This is a genomic window from Curtobacterium sp. 22159 (assembly GCF_052045775.1).
Lineage (GTDB): Bacteria > Actinomycetota > Actinomycetes > Actinomycetales > Microbacteriaceae > Curtobacterium.
In genome coordinates, this window is sequence record NZ_JBQEPN010000006.1 from 182,810 (window position 1) to 203,538 (window position 20,729).

The window sequence follows — 20,729 nt, forward strand, 5'->3', positions numbered from 1 at the left end:
GGTAGACGGTGTTTCGCGGATGTTGCGTCGGAGCGGGCACCGACGCAACGATCCTGCGTGCGGCCGCCGGTTCAGCCGCCGACGAGGCGACGGCCCTCGAAGGCGCGGCCGAGCGTGACCTCGTCGGCGTACTCGAGGTCGCCGCCCACCGGCAGTCCGGACGCCAGGCGCGTGGTGCGGATGCCCATGGGGACGAGCAGTCGGCTGAGGTAGGTCGCCGTGGCCTCGCCCTCGAGGTTCGGGTCGGTCGCGATGATGACCTCGTCGACGGTGCCGTCCGCGAGTCGGGTCATGAGCTGCTGGATGCGCAGGTCGTCCGGCCCGATGCCGTCGATCGGACTGATGGCGCCCCCGAGCACGTGGTACAGCCCGCGGAACTCCCGCGTGCGCTCGATGGCCGCGACGTCCTTCGCTTCCTCCACGACGCAGATGACCGCCGGGGACCGACGGGGGTCGCGGCAGATGCTGCACTGCACGTTCTCGGTGACGTTGCCGCAGATCTCGCAGAAGCGGACCTTCTCCTTCACCTCTGCCAGGAGCTCGGACAGCCGCGACGGGTCGAACGACTCCGTCTGGAGGATGTGGAACGCGATCCGCTGCGCCGACTTCGGCCCGATGCCGGGCAGACGACCGAACTCGTCGATGAGGTCCTGCACGATGCCGTCGTACATCAGGCGCCTTCCTCGTGGAGGGAGGTCTCCTCGATGAACTGGGCGTTCAGGATCTCACGGACGACGGCCTCGCCGTAGCGGCCGGCCACGGGCGTACGCCTGACCTGGGGGCTCGGTGCGGCCGGACGTCCCGGCGCCGGCACCTGTGCGCTCGGGGTGGCGAGCACGACGCTCGCCTGCGGGGCGGGAGCCGGTGCGGCCTGGGCGTCCGGGTACGGGTCGCCGTCACCGTAGGGGTCGTCGTCGAGCGGGTAGTCGTCGACGGGGACGTCCGGCGCCGGCGAGCCGACGGCCGCCGGTCCGGCCGCGGGCGTCTGCTGTGCAGGCTGCCCGGACAGCGCGGAGGCGGGACGCAGCTGCGCGGCGAGCGCGGCGTCCGCGCGGGGGTCCGACAGGATCGGCGCGGGCGCGACCGGCTCGCCCGTGTCGGTGGTGCCGAACGGGGCAGACCAGGACGGCTCGACGTGCTCCGGCACCGCACCGGCGGTGGGGTCGGTGGCGGGGATCGCCGCGACGGCCCACTCCGTGACGGGCGCGCTGGGTTCCGCGGCGGGGCCGTCGGACGCCGGCGTCGGGGGCTGCGCCGACGACCGGCCGCCCGTGGCCGCGTCGGACCGGGCGGCTTCCGCAGGAGCGGCCGGGGCGCGATCCGGCGCGTCCTGACGCCCGGGTGCGGACGGCGCAGCAGCTGGCGCGGCCGGAGCGACAGCGGCCGGAGCAGCAGCGCCCTGCCCGGCCTGCGTGCCGGAGCCCGCCTGCGTGCCGGAGCCCGCCGGTGTGCCGGGCGCAGCGCCTGCGGCGGGCTGCGTCGTCGGCGGCGTCGGGGCCGTCTGCGCCTCGGCCGGCTGCGGTCGGGACGCCGGCCGCTGCCGGGCAGTCGCGCGCTGCTGGTCGGCGGGGGCCTGCCGCGGCGGGGCGGACTGCTGCCCCGGTGCGCCCGGCCCGCGCGCGACGAACTTCACCCGCAGGCCGAGCACGTCGACGATGGCCGACCGCAGGAGCTCGCTCACGCTCGTGGCGGGGTCGGTCATCTCCTTGAAGGAGGCAACGTCCTGCTGGCTGGGGAACGTCAGGGTGAGCACGTCGTCGCGCAGCGCGGTCGCCTGCGCGGTGACCACGACCGACCACGCGGAGCGCTTCGACCGCTGGACGTGCTCGACGATCTGCGGCCACGCGTCGCGCAGTTGCTGGAAGCCGACGGCCCCGACCGGACGCACGGCCGGTTCGTCGCCGGCGACGGTGCCCTGCCCCGTGGAGGAGGCGTTGGCCGCCCCGGACGGCGCTGCCGCCTGCTGCTCCGCCGGCGCTTCGGGCGCGCTCGGCACGGCCGCAGCCCACGATGCCGCCGCCGCACGCGCGGCGGCGCCCGGGTCGACCGGCTGGCTGGGCTCCGGCGCGGAGTCCGATCCGGTGGACACCGCCGGTGCGGACGCCGCCGGCCCAGATGCCGCCGGTGCGGACGCTGCCGGGGCGGGCGCCGGGGCCGGGGCCGGTGCGGACGCCGCCCGCGGTGCCGGCGCCGACACGGGGAGGGTCTCCGGTCCGGCCTGGTGCCCACCGGCGTCCCCGACACCGATGCGGCGTTCGAGCCGCTCCACCCGGGCGAGGGCACCACGCTGGGTGTCGTCGGCTTCGGGCACGAGCATCCGTGCGGTCATCAGCTCGAGGTGGAGTCGCGGTGAGGTCGCCCCGGTCATCTCGGTGAGGGCCTTGTTCGCGATGTCCGCCGCGCGGGACAGGCCGGTCGCCCCGAACACCCCGGCCTGGCGGGTCATGGTGTCAAGTTCTTCCGGCGAGACGCCGCGCAGCACCGCGGCGGCGCTCTCGTTCGTCGCCGCGACGACGATCAGGTCGCGCAGGCGCTCGAGCAGGTCCTCCACGAAGCGCCGCGGGTCCTGCCCGGTCTGCACCACGCGGTCGATCGCGGCGAACGCCGACGCCGGGTCGGCAACGGCGAGCGCATCCACGACGTCGTCGAGGAGGGCGGCGTCCGTGTAGCCGAGGAGCGCGACCGCTCGTTCGTACGCGATCGCACCGTCTTCACTGCCCGCCATGAGCTGGTCGAGCAACGACAGGGTGTCACGCACGGAACCACCGCCGGCGCGGACGACGAGGGGCAGCACCCCGGGCGCGACCGACACCGACTCCTGCTGGCAGAGCTGCTCGACGTACTCGAGCATCGCCGCGGGCGGGACGAGCCGGAACGGGTAGTGGTGGGTGCGGGACCGGATGGTGCCGATGACCTTCTCGGGCTCGGTCGTCGCGAAGATGAACTTGACGTGCTCCGGCGGTTCCTCGACCAGCTTGAGCAGCGCGTTGAAGCCCTGCGGCGTGACCATGTGGGCCTCGTCGAGGATGAAGATCTTGTAGCGGTCGCGCGCCGGTGCGAACACCGCGCGGTCGCGGAGGTCGCGCGCGTCGTCGACGCCGTTGTGGCTGGCCGCGTCGATCTCGATGACGTCGAGCGAGCCACCGCCGCCGCGCGCGAGTTCGACACAGCTCGGGCAGACGCCGCACGGGGTGTCGGTGGGGCCCTCGGCACAGTTGAGGCAGCGCGCCAGGATGCGCGCGGAGGTCGTCTTGCCGCACCCGCGCGGCCCGCTGAACAGGTACGCGTGGTTCACCCGGTTCGTGCGCAGGGCGGTCCGGAGCGGATCCGTCACCTGCGACTGTCCGATCAGCTCGGCGAAGTTCTCGGGCCGGTAACGGCGATACAGGGCGGTGACCACGCCCCCAAGGGTAGCCGGGACGACCGACACCCGAGCGCCCGTCGCGAGCACCTGTGGGCAGTGCGGTCCGCGGCCGGACGGCACCGCGCCTCCCGTCCGTGCAGGTGACGGACGGGAGGCGCGGTGCGTGTCCAGCGATGGGTCAGGCGCGTCCGCGGCGGCGGATGCCGCGGGCCAGACGGGACAGGCCGAGCAGGAGGAACCCGAGGACCACCAGGCCACCGGCCGCACCGGCGAGCGGAGCGATGTCGGCGCCGGTGAAGGCGAGGCCACCCGGTCCGGAGGCCGTCCCGACACCGGTCCCGGTGCCGCCGCCCGTGCCCGGTGCGCCCGGCGAGCCCGGGAGCCCAGGCGTGCCGGGGGTCCCCGGCGCGCCCGGCGTGCCCGGCGTGCTCGGAGTGCCCGGCGTTCCGGGGTCACCCGGGTCTGCGGCGTCGACCACCACGGCGACCGACTGCACCGCCGACGTGGCACCCGCCACGGTCTGCGTCACACGGATCGTGTGCCGTCCCACGGCGAGCCGCAGCACCACCGCCCACGCTCCGGTGTCACCCGCGGTCGTCGTGACCGGCGTGCCGTCGTCCGCGACCACCGTCACGGTGGCCCCGGGCTCGGCCGTGCCGGTCACCCGCCAGTCGACGGTGCCGCCGGCCGGTGCCGTCTGGTGCGCGCCCGGCGTCGGCGAGGTGATCGCGAGCGGGTCGACCGCCGCGACCACGACCGCCACCGGCTGCGAGACCGTCGTGGTGCCGTTCACGGACTGCGAGGCCTCGATCGTCCAGTCGCCCTCGGGCACCCGGTCGAACGTGACGCTCCAGTTCCCGTTCGCGTCGGCCGTCGCCGTCCGGACCTGTCCGGTCGACAGGCGAACCGTCACCAGCGCTCCCGGCGTGGCGTGCCCGGTCACCGTGAAGGTCCCGGTGTCACCCGTGCCCGTCGCGGGGATCAGCTGACCCGGCGCCGGGCTCGTGATCGTCACGTCGGTCGGCTGCGCCACGACGATCCGCACCGAGCTCGTGACCGGGTCCGAGGTGACGCCGCCGACGGTCTCGGTGACGGACACGGTCCTCGTGCCCGGCGGCACGTCCCCCACGGTGACGGTCCAGGAGCCGTCCGCGCCCGCGGTCGTGCTCGCGGTCCGGCCGGCGATGTCCACCGAGACCGTCGCTCCGGGCTCTGCCGTCCCGCTCACCGGGATCGACGCCGTGCCGCCCGTGATCGGGACGACCTGGCCGTCGGTCGGGCTCGTCACCCGGACCGGAGCGGCCGGAGCGACTGAGAAGCCGACCGCCGGGGCGTCGGTCGTCGTGCCCGCGACGGTCTCGGACGCCGTGATCGTGTGCGAACCCGTTCCGACCGCCGGGACGGTCACCGCCCAGGTCCCGTCGCCGTTCGCCGTCGTCGTGACCGGGGTGCCGCCGTCGACACGGACGGAGATCGCCGCGCCGGGCGCCGCGACGCCGGCCACCCGGACGTCGGTGCTCCCGCCGAGCACCCGGAAGGCGGTGCCGTTCGCCGGCGTGGTGACGACGATGGCGTCCATCGCCGCCGTCTCGACCGTGACGTCGCGTCGGATCGGCGACGAGACCGTGCCGTTCACGACCTGCGTGACGACCACCGTGTGGTCGCCCACGCCGAGACGGGGGATCTCGGTGGACCACCGTCCGTCGGTGTCGACCGGGACGTCGACCGGCTCGGCACCGTCGACGACGATCCGGACGGTGGCGCCCGCCTGACCCGCGCCGCTGACCGGCAGCGGGGCGCTGGTCGTGCCGGCAGGCACCGTGACGGTGTCGCCGTCGGCGGGGCTGTCCACCGTCAGCGCGGTGCCCGGCGCGACCGTGAAGGTCGTGGCCACCTCCGCCGAGGTCGATCCGTCGACGGTCTGGGTGGCGCGGACGGTGTGCTGTCCGGTCCCGACGCCCTCGAGGTTGACCGACCACGTCCCGGCGCCGGTCACCGTCACCGTCTGCGGGTCTCCCCCGTCGATCGAGACCCGCACCGTGGCGCCCGTCTGGGCGGCCCCGTTCGCGGTGACGGTGGCGACGGAGTCCCGCTGCGCGACGCGCAGCGTCGAGCCGTCGGCCGGTGTCGCGATGGTGATCGGATCCGCCACGCCCACCCGGACGCCGACCGTGACCGGCGCCGAGACGGTGTCGCCGATGCGCTGCGTCACGCTGACCGTGGGTGCGCCGGCGGGGACGTCGGGAACGGACACGGACCACCTGCCGTCGGTGGCGACGGTGGTGGACTCGCTGCGTCCGCCACCGAGGTCGACGACGACGGTCGCGCCGGGCTCGGCCGTGCCGCTGACGTCCACGGTGGTCGTCGCGCCCTCGCCGGCGACCAGGTACTCCTGGCCCGCGGTCGGCTCGGTGACCACGACAGGGGCCCCGGGGCGGATGGTGAACGACGACTCGACCGGGGTGGTCGAGGTGGAACCGTCGACGGTCTGCGTGACGGAGACGTCGTGCGTGCCGACCCCGAGGTCGGGGACGCGGACGCTCCACGAGCCGTCGCCGCCCGCCGTGACGCGGACCGGGTCGCCGTCGTCGACCGTCACCGTGACCGTGGCACCCGGCTGGGCGTCACCGGCGACCGTGACGGTGGTGGTCGCGTCCCGGTCGGCGACCGTGATCGGGTCGTCGCCGGGCTGGCGGACGGTGAGGTCGGCAGCCGCGACGACGGAGACCGGTCGTCCGACCGGCGCGCTCGTGGTGCCGTTCACCGACTGGGTGACCTCGGCCGTCCACGAACCCGTGGGCACGTCCGTGACCGTGGTCGTCCACTTCCCGTCGGCGCCGACGGGAGCGGACGCCGTCCCGCCGTCGCCGAGGTCGACCCGCACCGTCGCGCCCGGCTCGCCGGTGCCCGCGAACGGCACGTCGGCCGTGGCCGCGTCGTCGGCGACCGTGACCGTCGTGGCGCGCGCCGGGGTCGTCACCGTGAGCGGCGCACCGGCTCGGACGGAGACCCGGGCGGTCACCGGTTCCGAGGTCTGCCCGCCGACGACCTGCGTCGCACGGACGGTGTGGTCGCCCACGGGCACGTCCTCGAACGTGGTCTGCCAGCTGCCGTCGGGCTCCGCGGTCACGTCGGCGGTGTCCCCGGTCGACAGCGTCACCGTGACGACGGCGCCGGCCTCTGCGCGGCCCGCCGCGCGGACGTCCGCCGTGCCCGACGCGTCCGCGACGGTCAGGACGTCGCCGTCCGCGGGGGTGGTCAGCGTGAGCGCGGTCCCGGCACGCACCGTGACCGTCCGGTCCGGACTGGAGGCGCTGGTGCCGCCGACCGTCTGGGTCGCGGTGAGCGTCGGGTCGCCGACACCGACGCCGTCGAACGTGACGGTCCAGTCACCGTCGCCGTCCGCCGTGGTGTCCAGCCGGGCGTCGCCGAGTCGCACCGTCACCGGGGCACCGGGCTCGGCGGTGCCGGTCACGGTGACGTCGCGGGTGGCGTCGGGGTCCGGCACGAGGAGCACGTCGTCCGCCGCGGGAGCGGTGACGGTCACCGCGTCCGCGGGCGCGATCGTGACCGTGCGGGTCACCGGGTCCGAGGTGGCCGGGGTCGAGACGGTCCCGGGCAGCGTCTGGTCCACGGCGACGGGGTGGGGGCCCACCCCGAGGTCGGGGAAGGTCACCGACCAGGTGCCGTTGGCACGGACCGTGGTCTGCTGGTCCGGGGCGCCGTCCGTCGTGGCCGAGACCGAGGCGCCGGGCTGGCCCGTCCCGGTCACGGTCACGTCCCGCTGCACGTCCGGCCCTGCGACGAGGATCGGCGCCGTGCTCGGGGACGTGATCGCGACCGGCTCCGCCGTGACGACCTCGAACGTCGTCGGGATCGCGGTGGTGACCGTGCCCTCGACGCTCTGGCTGGCGTTCACGGTGTAGGTGCCGGTCGGTGCGAGCCCGGTCGCGTCGACGGTCCAGGCGCCCGCGCCGTTCGCGTTCGTGGTGAACTGCGTGTCCGGCCCGAGCGACACCGTGACGGCGGCGTCCGGCTCCGCCGTGCCCGAGATCGGCACGGTCGCGGTGGCGTCGCCGTCGACCACGACGAACCGCGAGCCCACGGCCGGCGAGTCGATCGTGATCGCGGTCCCGGGCACCACGGTGAAGTCGCGCGTGACCGTGGGACCCGTCGTGCCGTTCACGGTCTGCACGGCCTCGACGGTGTGCTGTCCCACGGCGAGCTCGACCGGGTCGGTGGACCAGTTGCCCGAGGCGTCGGCCACGACGTCGACCGGCTGGCCCCCGTCGACCGTCACCGCGACCGCGGCGCCGGGATCGGCGGTGCCACGCACGACCACGCCGGCGGTGTCGTCGGGACCGGCCGGCACCTGCTGGGCGTCGGTCGGGGAGTCGATGACGAGGTCGTCACCGACCGCGATCGTGAAGTCCCGGTCGACCGGCGCGGAGGTCCGGCCCGCGACGGTCTGCGTGACGCTCGCGGTGTGGTCCCCCGTCCCGACGTCCGGCAGGGTCACCGACCAGCGGCCGTCCGCGCCCGCGGTGGTGGTGACGGGGTCGCTCGTGCCGTCGAGGACGACGCTGACGTCCGCTCGGGGCTGTGCGGTCCCCGACACGGTCACGTCGATGGTCGACGCGTCGGTGGCGACGTCGGTCGTCGTGCCCTGCGCCGGTGTCGTCACGACGAGTCCGGCGGCCGGGGCGACGGTCACGACCTGCCGGACCGCGGGCGAGGTGGTGCCGCCGACGGTCTCGGTCGCCGCGATCGTGTACCGGCCGACCGGGAGGTCCGGCACCGTCGCCGCCCACTGCCCGTCGTCGTTCGTGGTGGCCGTCGCCGTGTGGCCGCCGCCGAGGGAGATCGCGACGGCGGCACCCGGTTCCGCGGTGCCCGTGAGGTCGAGGTCGGTCGTGCTGTCCGCGTCCAGGACGGTCACCGTCGCACCGGGGGCCGGGGACGAGATGGCGATCGGGTCACCTGCGGCGATCGTGAAGTCCCGCGTGACCGGGGCCGAGGTGGTGCCGCCGACGGTCTGCGTCGCCGTCGCCGTCCGCGGGCCGACCGGGACGCCCTGGAACGTCGCGGCCCAGTCACCCGAGCCGTTCGCCGTCACCGTCGCGGTGAACGACCCGCCGATGCCGACCGTCACCTGCGCGCCGGGCGCCGCGGCGCCGGACACCGTCACGGGCGTGGTCGAGGTGGCATCGGCGACGGTGATGGTGCTGCCGTCCTCCGGCGCGGTGATCGTCAGCGCGGGGGCCGCCGTGACCGTGAAGTCACGCGTCACCGGGCTGCTCGTCGACGACCCCACGGTCTGCGTCACGCTCGCGGTGTACTCCCCCGCAGGCACGTCGCCGACCGTGGTCGACCAGCTGCCGCCCGCGTTCGCGGTGGTGGTCGCCGTACGGCCGCCTCCGAGGTCGACGTCCACGCGGGCCCCGGGCTGCGCGGACCCGGAGAACGGGATGTCGCGGGCGTCGCCGGCGAGGGCGAAGTCCTGGTCCGCCGTCGGGCTGTCGACCGTGAGACCGGCGGCGGCGACGACGCGGAACGCCCGCGCGACCGCTGCCGAGGTGCTGTCGCCCACGGTCTGTGTGACGCTCGCGGTCTGGGCGCCGATCGGGACCTGCGGCACCTGGATGCTCCACGCTCCGGTGTCGTCGGCCGTGCCGGTCGCGGTCACTCCTCCGCCGAGGTCGACGTCGATGCGCGCGCCCGGGGTGGCGGTGCCGGTGAGCGTCACCGCCGCCGTGGTGCCGGTGGTGGTGAAGGTCTGCCCGGTGGTCGGGGTCGCGATCGTCAGCGGCTGCTGCGCGACGACCGAGAACGCCTGCGTCGCGGTGCCGGCCGCGGTCCCGCCGACGGTCTGCGTCGCGGTGGCGGTGTACGTGCCGGTGGGGACGTTCGCGATCGTCGTCGTCCACGTGCCGTTCGCGGCGACGGTGGCGGTGCCGGTCCTGCCGCCACCGATGCCCACGGCGACGGTGGCTCCGGGCTCGCCCGCGCCGCTCACCGTCACGCTGCGGGTCGAGGACACCGTCGGCACGCTGAACACCTGGTTCGCGGTCGGCGCGGCGATGCTCAGCGGGGCGAACGCCGTCGCCCGGACCGTCGAGGTCGCGAGGTCGACCGTCGCGACGTCCGGCCCCGGCAGGATCGACAGCCGCAGGGCGTGCACGCTCCGCGAGCCCGGGTCGTAGCCCCGCGCGTCCCGGAACCCGGTCGTGGTGTCCTGCGCGTTCACGGTGAGGTCGATGACCTGGCGGAGGAGGAGCACGACCGGCGACAGCGCCGTCGCCACCGCGGTGGTCGTGTTCGTCAGCGTCGTGCCGAGCTGAGCGAGCGCCGTGCCACCGATGACCGGGCGCAGCGCCGTCTGCAGCGTCGGCACGATGGTGCCGCTGACGACCGGCGCGAGCACGGTGCCGAGCGGCAGGGGCAGCCCGGCCAGGCTGCCCGAAGAGGTGACGGTGGGCGTGGCGGTCGCGGTGCCGGCGAGCGCCCCGAGGGTGGTGTCGATCTGCAGTCCGAGCGCCGCTGCGGGCTGCCCGAGCACCGTCGCGTTCGTGGTCACGTCGACACGCACGGCGGTGGAGTCGATCGTGTTGACCACGGCGGTCTGCAGCGCCGTGGGCAGCTGCGTGCCGAGGATCGTGGTGATGCTCCGGTTGATCGAGTCGACGGCCGCGGCGGTCAGCACCGGGGTGTTCGCCGGCTGGTCGTTGAGCGTCGTGAGCTCGTCGAGGTCCACGGTGATCGCGCCCGTCGACGGGGTGATCGTGACGGCGCCGTCGGTGAGCGGTCGCTGGAGCACCTGCGTCAACGTGTCGTCGAGGTTCAGGTCCACGTTCGCGGTGATGTTGGTCCCGCTGACGTTCACCGTGCCGAGCAGTGCCTGGCGGAGCAGCGTCTGGATCTGGGTGGTGACGGTGCCGGTGGTGCCCTGCAGCGCGCCGCCGGTGCCGAAGACGCCGTTCACGGAGCTGGAGACGGATCGGAGCTGGTCGCGGAGCGAGGCCGTGAGGCCCTGGACCGCGGGGCTCGTCAGCTGGAGGTCCGCGCCGGCGATCCGGTAGTCGCTGGTGGTCGTGACGGATGCCCCGCGGGTGGCGGAGAGGGTCGAAGCGAGCGCGCCGATCTGGAGCTGCGCGTTCGAGAGCACCGTGGTGTCCGCACCGACGCGACCGAAGAGCGGGTTGAGGTCCAGTGTCGCCGCCCCGGTGCCGCTGCCCGTGCCGACGCCGATCCCACCGTCGTTGGTGAGCAGTCCGGACGACGCCGTGGCGCCGTTCGCCGAGGTCGTGGCGTACTGTCCGTCGACGCCGAGGGTGAGGATGCCGTTCTGCCCGAGGAGGTCGATGTCGTTCCCCAGGTCCACCCCGACGGCGTCGAGGGCGGTCAGGTCGAGGGGTTGGTTCGTGGTCCCGCCACCCGTGGTCGCACCGCGCGCCGAGTACGCACCGCCGAGCTGCGCGATGCCGTCCAGGTCCACGATGCCCGAGCCGCTCAGCAGCACGCCCTCGGCCTCGGAGACGTCGGTCTGGGCCGCAGCGGCGGGTTGGATCGCCACGGTGGCGGCGATCAACGCCGTCACCGTGGCGACGACGCCGCTGCGCAGGAGGAGACGCCGATCGCCCGGTGCTCGTCGTCGAGCCCGGCCGCCAGCACCGATGATCCGTCGTGTCCAGTCGCCCGCCGTCGTGGGTACACGGGTACCCCGCAGCGACACGTGCCTGCGCATGCGTGTCTCTTTTCCTGGCGGGCGAACCCGCCACCTGATCCGGAAGGACTCCCCCGCTGGTGAGGCGGTGGAGGGGCAGGAACCCTGGTTGGGAGTTCCTGGGGGTGATCTTTGCACACGATCAGGTCGATGTCCGCAAGCGCGGACGAAAAAGACTCCTCACGCACCCGCCAGAGCCCGGTTACCCTTGCTGCGTTTCCGCCCTGGGGGAGTTGGCCTGGATGGCGTCACGTGAGGAGCCGCCTGGAAGTCTACCGGACGCGGCGGGCAAGATCGGACACATGAAGATCGCCATCGCCGGAGGACACGGCAAGATCGCCCTGCACCTCACCCGTCTGGTCACCGACGCCGGGCACGACGCCGTCGCCATCGTCCGCAACCCCGCCCACGTCGCCGACGTCGAGCAACAGGGCGGCACGGCCATCGTCGCGGACCTCGAGCAGCTCGACGACGACGAACTCGCGCTGCGGCTCCGCGGGGTCGACGCGGTGGTGTTCGCCGCGGGAGCCGGTCCGGGCAGCGGCGCCGAGCGCAAGCTGACGGTCGACCGCGACGGTGCGATCCTGCTCGCCGACGCCGCCGAACGGGTCGGGATCAGCCGCTACGTGATGGTCTCGGCCATGGCCGCGGACTCGTACGACGCCGAGCGTGCGGTGGTGCCCGCCAGGAGCGAGGCGGACGTCTTCCAGGTCTACCTGCGCGCCAAGGCCGAGGCGGACGCGAACCTGCGTGCCCGCAACCTGCGCTGGACGATCGTGCGCCCGGGTGCCCTGGTCGACACGCCGCCGCAGGGCACGATCGACGTCGGGCGGACCGTCCCCCGCGGGTCGATCCCCCGCGCCGACGTCGCCGCGGTCGTGCTGCACGCGCTCCTCGACGACGCCGCCGTGGGGGTCCAGTTCGAGGTCACCAGTGGTGACTCGCCGATCCAGGCGGCGCTGGCCGCCCTCAGCTGAGGGCGACCGCGGCCGACTGCCGGGCGATCTCGAGCTCCTCGTTGGTCGGGATGACGAGCACCGCGACGCGCGAGCCGTCGGTGGAGATGCGCCGCGCGTCGCGTGATGCGAGCTCGTTCCGGTCCGGGTCGACCTCGATCCCGAGGTGTTCCAGACCCGCGAGCACCCGTCGACGCAGCAGCGCGTTGTTCTCCCCGACGCCCGCGGTGAAGACGACCGCGTCGAGGCCGCCGAGCTGCGCGGTGTAGGCCCCGACGTAGCGGCGGATGCGGTGCCGGTACACGGCGAGCGCCGCCTCGGCCTCGTCGTCGCCGTGGAGTGCGGCGTCCTGGACGTCGCGCATGTCCCCGTTGCCGGTGAGCCCGAGCAGCCCGGACTGCTTGTTGAGCATGGTGTCGAGCTCGTCGAACGACATGCCGGCCTCACGGTGGAGGTGGATGAGGACCGCGGGGTCGAGGTCCCCGGAGCGGGTCCCCATCACGAGCCCCTCGAGCGGCGTGAGGCCCATCGAGGTCTCGATCGATCGGCCGCCGTCGATCGCTGCCGCCGAGGCGCCGTTGCCGAGGTGCAGCACGATCGTCTTGAGCTCGGCGAGCGGACGGCCGAGGAACACCGCGGCCTGCTCGGAGACGTACTTGTGGCTCGTGCCGTGCATGCCGTACCGGCGGATCCCGTGCGCGGCGGCGAGGTCGGCCGGGATCGCGTAGGTGTACGCGTGCGGCGGCATCGTCTGGTGGAAGGCGGTGTCGAAGACCGCGACCTGCGGCACGTCCGGGAACACCTGCTTCGCCGCCCGGATGCCCTCGAGGTTCGCGGGGTTGTGCAGCGGTGCGAGGGTCGACAGGTCGTCGATCTGCCGTTCCACGTCGTCGGTGACGATCGTCGCCCGGTCGAACAGGGTGCCGCCGTGCACGACCCGGTGTCCGACGACGGCGGGCGGGTACTCGTCGAACGAGGGCCCGACCTTGCCGAAGGCGTCGATCATCGCCTGGAAGCCCGCCGCGTGGTCGGGGACGTCCGCCGAGTCGTTCGACGAGGACTCGCCGGTGAGGGCGTTGGTGTGCTTCCACGCCCCCGTCGACTCGCCGATGCGCTCGACGAGCCCGGAGGCGAGCGTGCGCTCCCCCTCGAGCTCGATGAGCTGGTACTTGAACGAACTCGAACCCGAGTTCACGACGAGCGCTGCGGTCACTGGTGGTGTCGCTTTCTGTTCGTGGCCTGGTGGGCCGGACGGGAGGCGCGGTGCGGGTGCTGCGGTCAGCCCGCGTCGGAGGCGGTGCCGGCCTGGATCGCGGTGATCGCGACCGTGTTGACGATGTCGCCGACGAGGGCGCCGCGGGAGAGGTCGTTGATCGGCTTGCGCAGCCCCTGCAGCACCGGTCCGATCGCGACGGCGCCGGCCGAGCGCTGCACGGCCTTGTACGTGTTGTTGCCCGTGTTGAGGTCGGGGAAGATGAACACCGTCGCACGCCCGGCCACCGGGGAGTCGGGCATCTTCGTGCGCGCCACGGTGGGGTCGGCAGCGGCGTCGTACTGGATCGGCCCCTCGACGAGGAGGTCGGGGCGGCGTTCCCGCACGAAGGCGGTCCCCGCGCGCACCTTGTCGACGTCCGCGCCGGAGCCGCTGTCGCCGGTCGAGTAGCTCAGCATCGCCACCCGCGGGTCGATGCCGAACTGCATGGCGGTCTCCGCCGACGAGATCGCGATGTCGGCGAGTTGCTCGCTCGTCGGGTCGGGGATGACCGCGCAGTCGCCGTACACCAGGACGCGGTCGGCGAGGGCCATGAGGAACACGCTCGACACGATGGAGGTCTCGGGGCGGGTCTTGATGATCTCGAACGACGGCCGGATGGTGTGCGCGGTCGTGTGCTTCGCCCCCGAGACCATGCCGTCGGCGAGTCCGAGCTGGACCATGAGCGTGCCGAAGTACGACACGTCGGTCACGGTGTCCCGCGCCAGCTCGATGCTCATGCCCTTGTGGGCGCGGAGCTTCGTGTACTCCTCGGCGAAGCGCTCGCGGAGCTCGGGGTCGAAGGGGCTGACGAGCTGAGCGGCGTCGAGGTCGAGGCCGAGCTCGGTCGCCCGGGACCGGATCGCCGCGGGGTCGCCGAGGATGGTCAGTTCGCACACCTGGCGCTGCAGCAGGGTCGAGGCGGCCCGGAGGATGCGGTCGTCGTCCCCCTCGGGCAGCACGATGCGCTTGCCGTAGCCGCGCGCCCGGTCGAGCAGCCCGTGCTCGAACATGAGCGGGGTCACGACGCCGGACGGGGTGAGCTGCAGACGGTCGCGGAGCGCGTCGGCGTCGACGTGCTGCTCGAACAGCGCGAGCGCCAGGTCCGCCTTCCGCGGGGAGTCCGCCGCGAGACGGCCGCGGGTCTGGGTGATGCGCAGCGCCGTGTCGTAGGTGCCGAGCTCGTTGCGCGCGATCGGCAGCGAGCTCGACAGCCCCTCGAGCAGCCGGGAGATCTGGGGCGCGGTCTCGAACCCGCCGTTGAGGATCACGCCGGCCAGGCTCGGGAACGTCTCCGACTGGTTCGCCAGCAGCGTCGCGATGAGCACGTCGCTGCGGTCGCCGGGCACGACGACGATGCCGCCCTCGATGAGCCGCGGGAGCACGTTCTCCATGCTCATGCCGGCGACGACCGTGCCCAGGGCTTCACGGTCGAGCAGGGCCTCGTCGCCGCGGACGAGCGTGGCACCCGTGGCCTGGAGCAGGGCGCGCACGGTCGGCGCGACGAGGACGCGGTCCTCGGGGATCGCCCACACCGGCAGGTCCGGGTGGTCGTCGTGCACGGCCCGCTCGACGCTGGACACGATCGCGGCGAGGGCGTCCGGGTCGGCGCGGTTCACGATGACGCCGAACAGCTGGGCGTGCGCCGCACGGAGCTCGCTCGTCGTGACGTCCGCCACCTGCGCCATGTCCTCCGGGGTGCGGGCGTCCCGCTCGGCGGCGTCGCGTCCGCCGAGCACGAGCAGCACGGGAGCACCGAGGTTGACGGCGACCTTCGCGTTGAACGACAGCTCCGTCGGGCTGCCGACGTCGGTGTAGTCGGACCCGAGGACCACGACCGCGTCGCACTGCCGCTCGACCTGGGCGAACCGCGTCACGATCGTGGCGAGTGCCGCGTCCGGGTCCGCGTGCACGTCGTCGTAGGTGACGCCGATCGCGTCGTCGTACGAGACACCGACCGCGGTGTGCTGGAGCAGCAGCTCGAGCACGTAGTCGGGTTCGTCCACCGACCGCGCGACCGGCCGGAACACCCCGACCCGACCGACGGACCGTGCGAGGGTCTCGAGGACGCCGAGGGCGACGGTGCTCTTGCCCGTGTGTCCTTCTGCTGACGTGATGTAGATGCGGGTCGACACGGGTCCAGGGTAGCCGCGCGTTTGTCGTGACATCTGGGAGCGCGACGGCCTGTGGACGCGTGTGGTCATCCACACCCCGGAAGACCTGTACCATGGGGTGTCGTCGCCGCGAGGTGGCGCCAGGAGAATTCGCCTAGTGGCCTATGGCGCACGCTTGGAAAGCGTGTTGGGTGCAAGCCCTCGGGGGTTCGAATCCCCCATTCTCCGCAGCGACGAGAGCCCCGGGACCATCGGTCCCGGGGCTCTTCGCGTCCGGTCGGTCCCCCGCACGGCGGACCCCGCTGCACCCCGTCAGCCAAGAATCCGTCCGCGGTGCGCGATCGGGGGTGGAACGGGCTGTCCTCGACACCCCGACGTCCCCTAGACTCACCGCACGGACGGCCCCGGGACGGGCCGGCCACGGTGCACGGAGCGGCAGGGGCGTCGCTCGCGGAGCGGTCCCTCGACCGCGCCTGCGCACCCGAGGGGTGAGGAGCCCACGTGGGGGACCTGACGGCGACGGCGACCGCTCGCCCGCGCACCACCGTGTACGACGTGGTCCTCCGGCCACGCCGGTCGCTGGTGCGGTCGACGATCCTCAGCGTCGTGTTCTCCGCCGTGCCGCTCGCGGTCGCCCTGGTCTGGGTCTCACTCCCCCTGCAGCTCTGGCCCGTCATCGCCGGTGTGGTGATCCTCCTGGCCGTCGTCGTCGGTGCCGTGTTCGTCCGCCTCGCGACGGCGTTCGTCGGCGTGGACAGCGACGGGGTGACGCTGCGCGGCGTCCTCACCGCGAACCGCCGTGTCGCACGCGAGCGGGTGCACGGACTCGTGCGGGCGACGACCTACGGCAGTGCCGTGGAGCGGACGAACCGGGAGCTCGTGGCCGTCGACGCCGACGGGGCGCCGTTGTTCCGCCTGCGGTCCGACACCTGGGGCGACGGCGGGATCGACCGCATCGTCGACGCGCTCGGCGTGCGGGTCCGCGACGAGCCCCGCCCCGTGCCGTCCCGCGAGTTCGCGCGCCGCTGGCCGGCGAGCCGTGCGTGGTACGAGCACCGCGCGGCGACCGTCGTCGTCGGGGCGCTCGCGGTCGTCGTCGTCGCCGGGCTGCTCGCCGTCGAGACCGCCGGTCTGATCGGCGGCTGACCCCGCTCAGCGACGCCGGCGCAGCGTCGCGAATATCCCGCGCACGACCTCCTTGGCGATCGTGCCGCCGAGGTCCGACCCGAGCAGGTCCGACAGCGGGTCCTCCGCGCGGCGCGACGACGTCGTCCTCGACGCCGCACGCTTCGCCCGCCGTTCCTCGGCCGCGCGCTCGGCACGTTCGAACTCGCGCTGCGCCCGCTCGTACTCGTCCTGCGCCGACGCCCGCCCCCGAGCCTCCTGCTCCTCCGGCTCGCCCGCGGCGGCAGCGGACTCCATCCGACGGGCGAGCACCTCGCGCGCCGAGTCGGGGTCCAGCCGGGTGCCGTAGGTGGCGAGCAGCGGCGAGGACCGCACCCGCGCCTCCAGGTCGGCTGCCGGCACGGCGTCCATCGACCCCTCCGGTGCGCGCAGACGCGTCCACGCGACCGGTGTCGGGGCCCCGTCCTCGTTCATCACCGTGACGATCGCCTCGCCGGTCGCCAGCGACGTCAGCACCCGGGCGAGGTCGTAGTCGCTCGTCGGGTACGTCGACACCGTCGCACGCAGCGCCTTCGCGTCCTCCGGCGTGTGCGCCCGGAGCTGGTGCTGGATCCGTGACCCGAGCTGGGCGAGGACGTCGTTCGGCAGGTCCTTCGGCGTCTGGGTGACGAAGAAGACCCCGACGCCCTTCGAACGGATGAGCCGGACCGTCCGGACGACCTGGTCGAGGAAGTCCTTCGACGCGTCGCGGAACAGCAGGTGTGCCTCGTCGAAGAAGAAGACGAGCTTCGGCGTCTCCTGGTCCCCCACCTCGGGGAGCTCGTTGAACAGGTCGGCGAGCAGCCACATCAGGAACGTCGAGAAGACCTCGGGCTGGTCCTGCACGGCCGGGACCTCGAGCAGGCTGATGATCCCCCGGCCGTCCGATGCGGTGCGGAGGAACAGGCGGGTGTCGATCTCGGGCTCGCCGAAGAAGTCCTCGGCGCCACGGTCGGCGAACGCGACGAGCTCGCGGAGGATCACGCCCACGGTCTGCTTCGAGAGCCCACCGAGCCCGGCGAGTTCCGACCTGCCCTCGTCGCCCACGAGGAACGTGAGCACGCTCCGGAGGTCGGACAGGTCGACCAACGCCAGCCCGGCACGCTCGGCGTAGTGGAACACGAGGCCGAGCGAGGACTCCTGCGTCTCGTTCAGCCCGAGCGCCTTCGACAGCAGCAGCGATCCGAACCCGGACACGGTGGCACGGATCGGGACGCCCGTCCCACGACCGCCGAGCGAGTAGAACTCGGCCGGACTCGCCTCGCCCTGCCAGTCCTGGCCGATCCCGGCGGTGCGTGCGAGGAGCTTGTCGTTCGACCGGCCCGGAACGGACACCCCGGACAGGTCGCCCTTGACGTCGACCGCGAACACCGGGACGCCCGCCCCGGCGATCTGCTCCGCGAGCAGCTGGAGCGTCCGGGTCTTCCCGGTGCCGGTGGCACCCGCGACGAGCCCGTGGCGGTTGAGCATCGCGAGCGGGATGCGCACCTGCACGTCGGGCAGCGCCACGCCGTTCACGAGGGCGCCGAGCTGCAGTGCGCGTCCGTCGACCTCGTACCCGGTCCGGATCGCTGCGACCGCCGCGTCGCCGAGCGGGCCGGCGGTGACGTCGGGGCCTGGAGGGACGGTGCCGGTCGACGGGACCGCGCCGGACGGTTCCGTGGTCGCGTCGGCGACGGACGACTGCGCGACCGCGGGCTCTGCGTCGGGGGCGAGGCGCGCCTCCCGGCCCTCCGCCTCGGGCGATCCGGCGACGGCCGGTTCGGCGTCGGCGCTGAGCACCGGCCCGGCCGCTGCCGCCGTCGCGGCGGCGTCCCGCTCGAGGGCCGCGGCGAGTTCCTCCGCTCGCGCCGCCGCCTCGTCGGCGAGGCGCCGCGCCTCGTCGGCGGCCGCCCTCGCCGCCGCCGCTGCCGCCCGGGCCTGCTCCACCGCGTCGCTCATGGGCTCAGCATACGAACGGCCCGCGCGCTGTGGAACGGATCGGTCAGTGCGTCAGTTCCGGCACGGTCCTCGGGCGGACGACGAACCACAGGAGCAGGATCGCGACGGTCGACGTGCACGCCATCACGGCGGCCATCGGCGTTGCGGTCGCGATGCCGATCCAGCCGACGACGGGCGAGATGATCCCGGCGACACCGAAGTTCAGGGCGCCGAGGAGCGATGCGGCGGTCCCGGCCTCCTTGCCGTGCGCGGCGAGCCCGATCACCTGGACGAGCGGGAACGAGAACCCGCAGGCCGCGATGAAGAACCACAGCGGGACGAGCACCCCGACGAGCCCGGCGCCGAGCTGGTCGAGCACGATGATCGCCACCGCCGCGAGGAACAGCGTCGCCGTCGAGCACGCGAGGATCCACTGCGGGCCGACGCGTTGGGCCAGTCGCGAGGACACCTGCACGCCGATGACCACACCGACGGAGTTCACGGCGAACAGCAGACCGTACTGCTGCGCGTCGAGACCGAACAGGCCCTGGAACAGGAAGGGGGACGCGCTGAGGTAGGAGAACAGGCCGCTGAAGACCATCGCACCGATGAGTGCGACACCGACGAAGATGCGGTCCGAGAAGAGCGCCCGGTACCGCTGCCCGACCGACGAGTGGCCGGCCTCGTGCCGTCGCGCGGGCGGCAGCGTCTCGACGATGAGGAGGACCGACGCCAGCACGACCGCGCCGCCGTAGCAGGCGAGGAACACGAACACACCGTGCCAGCTGACGAACCGGAGCATCTGGGAGCCGATGAGCGGTGCGAGGATCGGCGCGAGCCCGTTCACCATCGCCAGTCGGGACAGCATCCGCACGAGCGGCTTCCCGCCGAACAGGTCGCGCACGGTCGCCATCGCCACGACGCCACCCGCCGACGCCCCCATCCCCTGCAGGACGCGGAACAGGGCCAGCACCTCGACGTTCGGCGCGAGCGCGGCGCCGACCGACGCCGCGACGTGCACCGACGTGGCGACGATGAGCGGGAGGCGGCGACCGACCTTGTCGCTCCACGGGCCCACGAGCAGCTGCCCGATCGCGAAGCCGAGCGTCGTCGCGGTGAGGGTCAGCTGGACCGCGCCGTCCGTGATGCCGAACTGCTCCTTGATCGACGGGAACGCCGGCAGGTAGAGGTCGATCGTGAACGGCCCGAGCGCGGTGAGGGCGCCCAGGACGAAGACGTAGACGAGTCGCTGGCCGCGGGAGAGCGAGTCTCCCGGGTGCAGGACGACACGGAGCGAACCGGTGGTGGCGGGCGCGGTCACGAGCAGGGGTCCTTCGACGGTGAGGGGAACGGGGAGGAGGTGATCGCGGCACCGATCGAATCGATTCGGCCGCGGAACCATCCTACGTGGCGTGTGAGCGCTCTCGATGCACCCGCTGTGGGTCTCCCGCGTGTTGTGACCTTCCCGCGACCGTCCGGGCACGGCGCATGCGGTACCGTCGGACTGCTCGACGGGGTCGAGCGATGGGAACAGAAGGGGGTGGGCGTCATGGTGGATGCCCGGATCCTGCACACGACCGCTGCCCTGCGCGACGCCATCATGCGTCTCGCCGCCGCACGTCCGGTCTCCGAGATCACGGTCGCCGACGTCACCCGGGCCGCCGGCATCAACCGCGCCACGTTCTACTCGCACGCCGTGTCGCCCGGGTCGCTCCTGGCGGACGTCCTCACCCCGGAGCTCGACCGGATCCGCGAGGACGACGCCGAGGCCCGTCGCACCGCGGCCGCACGGGGCGCGGGTGCGGACGAGCTCGCGGCCATCACCCGGCGCGGCATCGACGCCGTCGTCGAGCACGTGGTGACCCACCGGGACATCTACGGCAAGGCACTCCCCGACCCGAACGACGGCTCGCTGCACCGGCTGCTCGTCGAGCACTTCACGGTGTCGAGCGCGCAGCACATCCGGTCGCTCGACGCCGCACGGCCGGAGCTCCTCGACGACGTCGCCGCGGGGTTCGTCGCGCAGGGCTTCGTCGGGGCGATCGAGGCGTGGCTCGCGGGTCCGCGCCGGTCGCGGAGGGCGCTGGTGGACACGATCGTGCTGTCGTTCCCGTCGTGGTGGCGCTGACGCACACACTCCGCACCAGCCGGTACCGGCGCACCGCGCCAGCGGGGCGACGGCCGTGACTGGAGGTGGGCCCCACCAGCCGGTACCGGCGCACCGCGCCAGCGGGGC

The 20,729-nt window shown here is 73.7% G+C and carries 10 protein-coding genes, 1 tRNA gene and 1 other RNA gene; 4 read left to right on the plus strand and 8 right to left on the minus strand.

Features of this window, described 5'->3' with window-relative positions; genetic code table 11:
• Positions 1 to 71 precede the first annotated feature (71 nt).
• The 4 genes from recR to ffs all read right to left on the minus strand — a co-directional run bounded on the left by recR (position 72) and on the right by ffs (position 11,352).
• Positions 72 to 671, minus strand: a complete 600-nt coding sequence (gene recR / locus ACTJKO_RS09270) for a recombination mediator RecR (protein WP_278310153.1) — start codon at positions 669 to 671, stop codon at positions 72 to 74.
• Entirely contained in the window at positions 671 to 3,400 is a 2,730-nt protein-coding gene (locus ACTJKO_RS09275; protein WP_440687935.1) for a DNA polymerase III subunit gamma and tau, read from the minus strand. The genes recR and ACTJKO_RS09275 overlap by 1 nt, the downstream gene beginning before the upstream one ends.
• Positions 3,401 to 3,542: 142 nt before the next feature.
• Positions 3,543 to 11,108 carry a choice-of-anchor G family protein gene (locus tag ACTJKO_RS09280; RefSeq protein ID WP_440687937.1) on the minus strand — a complete coding sequence of 2,522 codons (7,566 nt, stop codon included), beginning with the start codon at positions 11,106 to 11,108 and terminating at the stop codon, positions 3,543 to 3,545.
• A gap of 147 nt (positions 11,109 to 11,255) precedes the next feature.
• Positions 11,256 to 11,352: signal recognition particle sRNA small type (gene ffs / locus ACTJKO_RS09285), an RNA gene on the minus strand.
• 37 nt (positions 11,353 to 11,389) lie between these two features.
• On the opposite strand from ffs, the gene ACTJKO_RS09290 reads away from it, so the two are divergent.
• Positions 11,390 to 12,064 (plus strand): SDR family oxidoreductase, encoded by a 675-nt coding sequence (locus ACTJKO_RS09290; protein WP_440687939.1) that lies wholly within the window; start codon positions 11,390 to 11,392, stop codon positions 12,062 to 12,064.
• On the opposite strand, the gene ACTJKO_RS09295 is transcribed toward ACTJKO_RS09290, so the two are convergent.
• On the minus strand, positions 12,057 to 13,256 hold the full coding sequence (locus ACTJKO_RS09295; protein ID WP_440687941.1) for an acetate/propionate family kinase: 1,200 nt from the start codon (positions 13,254 to 13,256) through the stop codon (positions 12,057 to 12,059). The genes ACTJKO_RS09290 and ACTJKO_RS09295 overlap by 8 nt on opposite strands.
• A gap of 65 nt (positions 13,257 to 13,321) precedes the next feature.
• A complete protein-coding gene (pta, locus tag ACTJKO_RS09300; RefSeq protein ID WP_440687943.1) occupies positions 13,322 to 15,430 on the minus strand; it encodes a phosphate acetyltransferase in 2,109 nt (702 codons plus the stop codon).
• 122 nt (positions 15,431 to 15,552) lie between these two features.
• Here pta and ACTJKO_RS09305 point away from each other — a divergent pair.
• Both ACTJKO_RS09305 and ACTJKO_RS09310 read left to right on the plus strand, forming a co-directional pair.
• Positions 15,553 to 15,637, plus strand: a tRNA-Ser gene (locus ACTJKO_RS09305).
• Between the two features lie 273 nt (positions 15,638 to 15,910).
• Positions 15,911 to 16,555, plus strand: a complete 645-nt coding sequence (locus ACTJKO_RS09310; protein WP_440687945.1) for a hypothetical protein — start codon at positions 15,911 to 15,913, stop codon at positions 16,553 to 16,555.
• 6 nt (positions 16,556 to 16,561) lie between these two features.
• Here the strand turns inward: ACTJKO_RS09310 and ACTJKO_RS09315 are convergent, their stop codons facing one another.
• The gene (locus ACTJKO_RS09315) at positions 16,562 to 18,514 is read right to left on the minus strand and encodes a helicase HerA-like domain-containing protein (RefSeq protein ID WP_440687947.1); all 1,953 of its coding nucleotides are present in this window, start codon (positions 18,512 to 18,514) and stop codon (positions 16,562 to 16,564) included.
• A 43-nt stretch (positions 18,515 to 18,557) separates the two neighbouring features.
• Positions 18,558 to 19,814, minus strand: a complete 1,257-nt coding sequence (locus tag ACTJKO_RS09320) for a multidrug effflux MFS transporter (RefSeq protein WP_440687949.1) — start codon at positions 19,812 to 19,814, stop codon at positions 18,558 to 18,560.
• Positions 19,815 to 20,042: 228 nt separating this feature from the next.
• Between ACTJKO_RS09320 and ACTJKO_RS09325 the strand changes: the two genes are divergently transcribed.
• Entirely contained in the window at positions 20,043 to 20,621 is a 579-nt protein-coding gene (locus tag ACTJKO_RS09325) for a TetR/AcrR family transcriptional regulator (protein ID WP_440687951.1), read from the plus strand.
• Positions 20,622 to 20,729: the final 108 nt, after the last annotated feature.

Excerpts from the sequence above, each read along its gene's own strand:
- ACTJKO_RS09315 (WP_440687947.1), bottom strand. The coding sequence starts at position 18,514 with ATGAGCGACGCGGTGGAGCAGGCCCGGGCGGCAGCGGCGGCGGCGAGG.
- ACTJKO_RS09290 (WP_440687939.1), top strand. The coding sequence starts at position 11,390 with ATGAAGATCGCCATCGCCGGAGGACACGGCAAGATCGCCCTGCACCTC.
- recR (WP_278310153.1), bottom strand. The coding sequence starts at position 671 with ATGTACGACGGCATCGTGCAGGACCTCATCGACGAGTTCGGTCGTCTG.
- ACTJKO_RS09325 (WP_440687951.1), top strand. The coding sequence starts at position 20,043 with ATGGTGGATGCCCGGATCCTGCACACGACCGCTGCCCTGCGCGACGCC.
- ACTJKO_RS09280 (WP_440687937.1), bottom strand. The coding sequence starts at position 11,108 with ATGCGCAGGCACGTGTCGCTGCGGGGTACCCGTGTACCCACGACGGCG.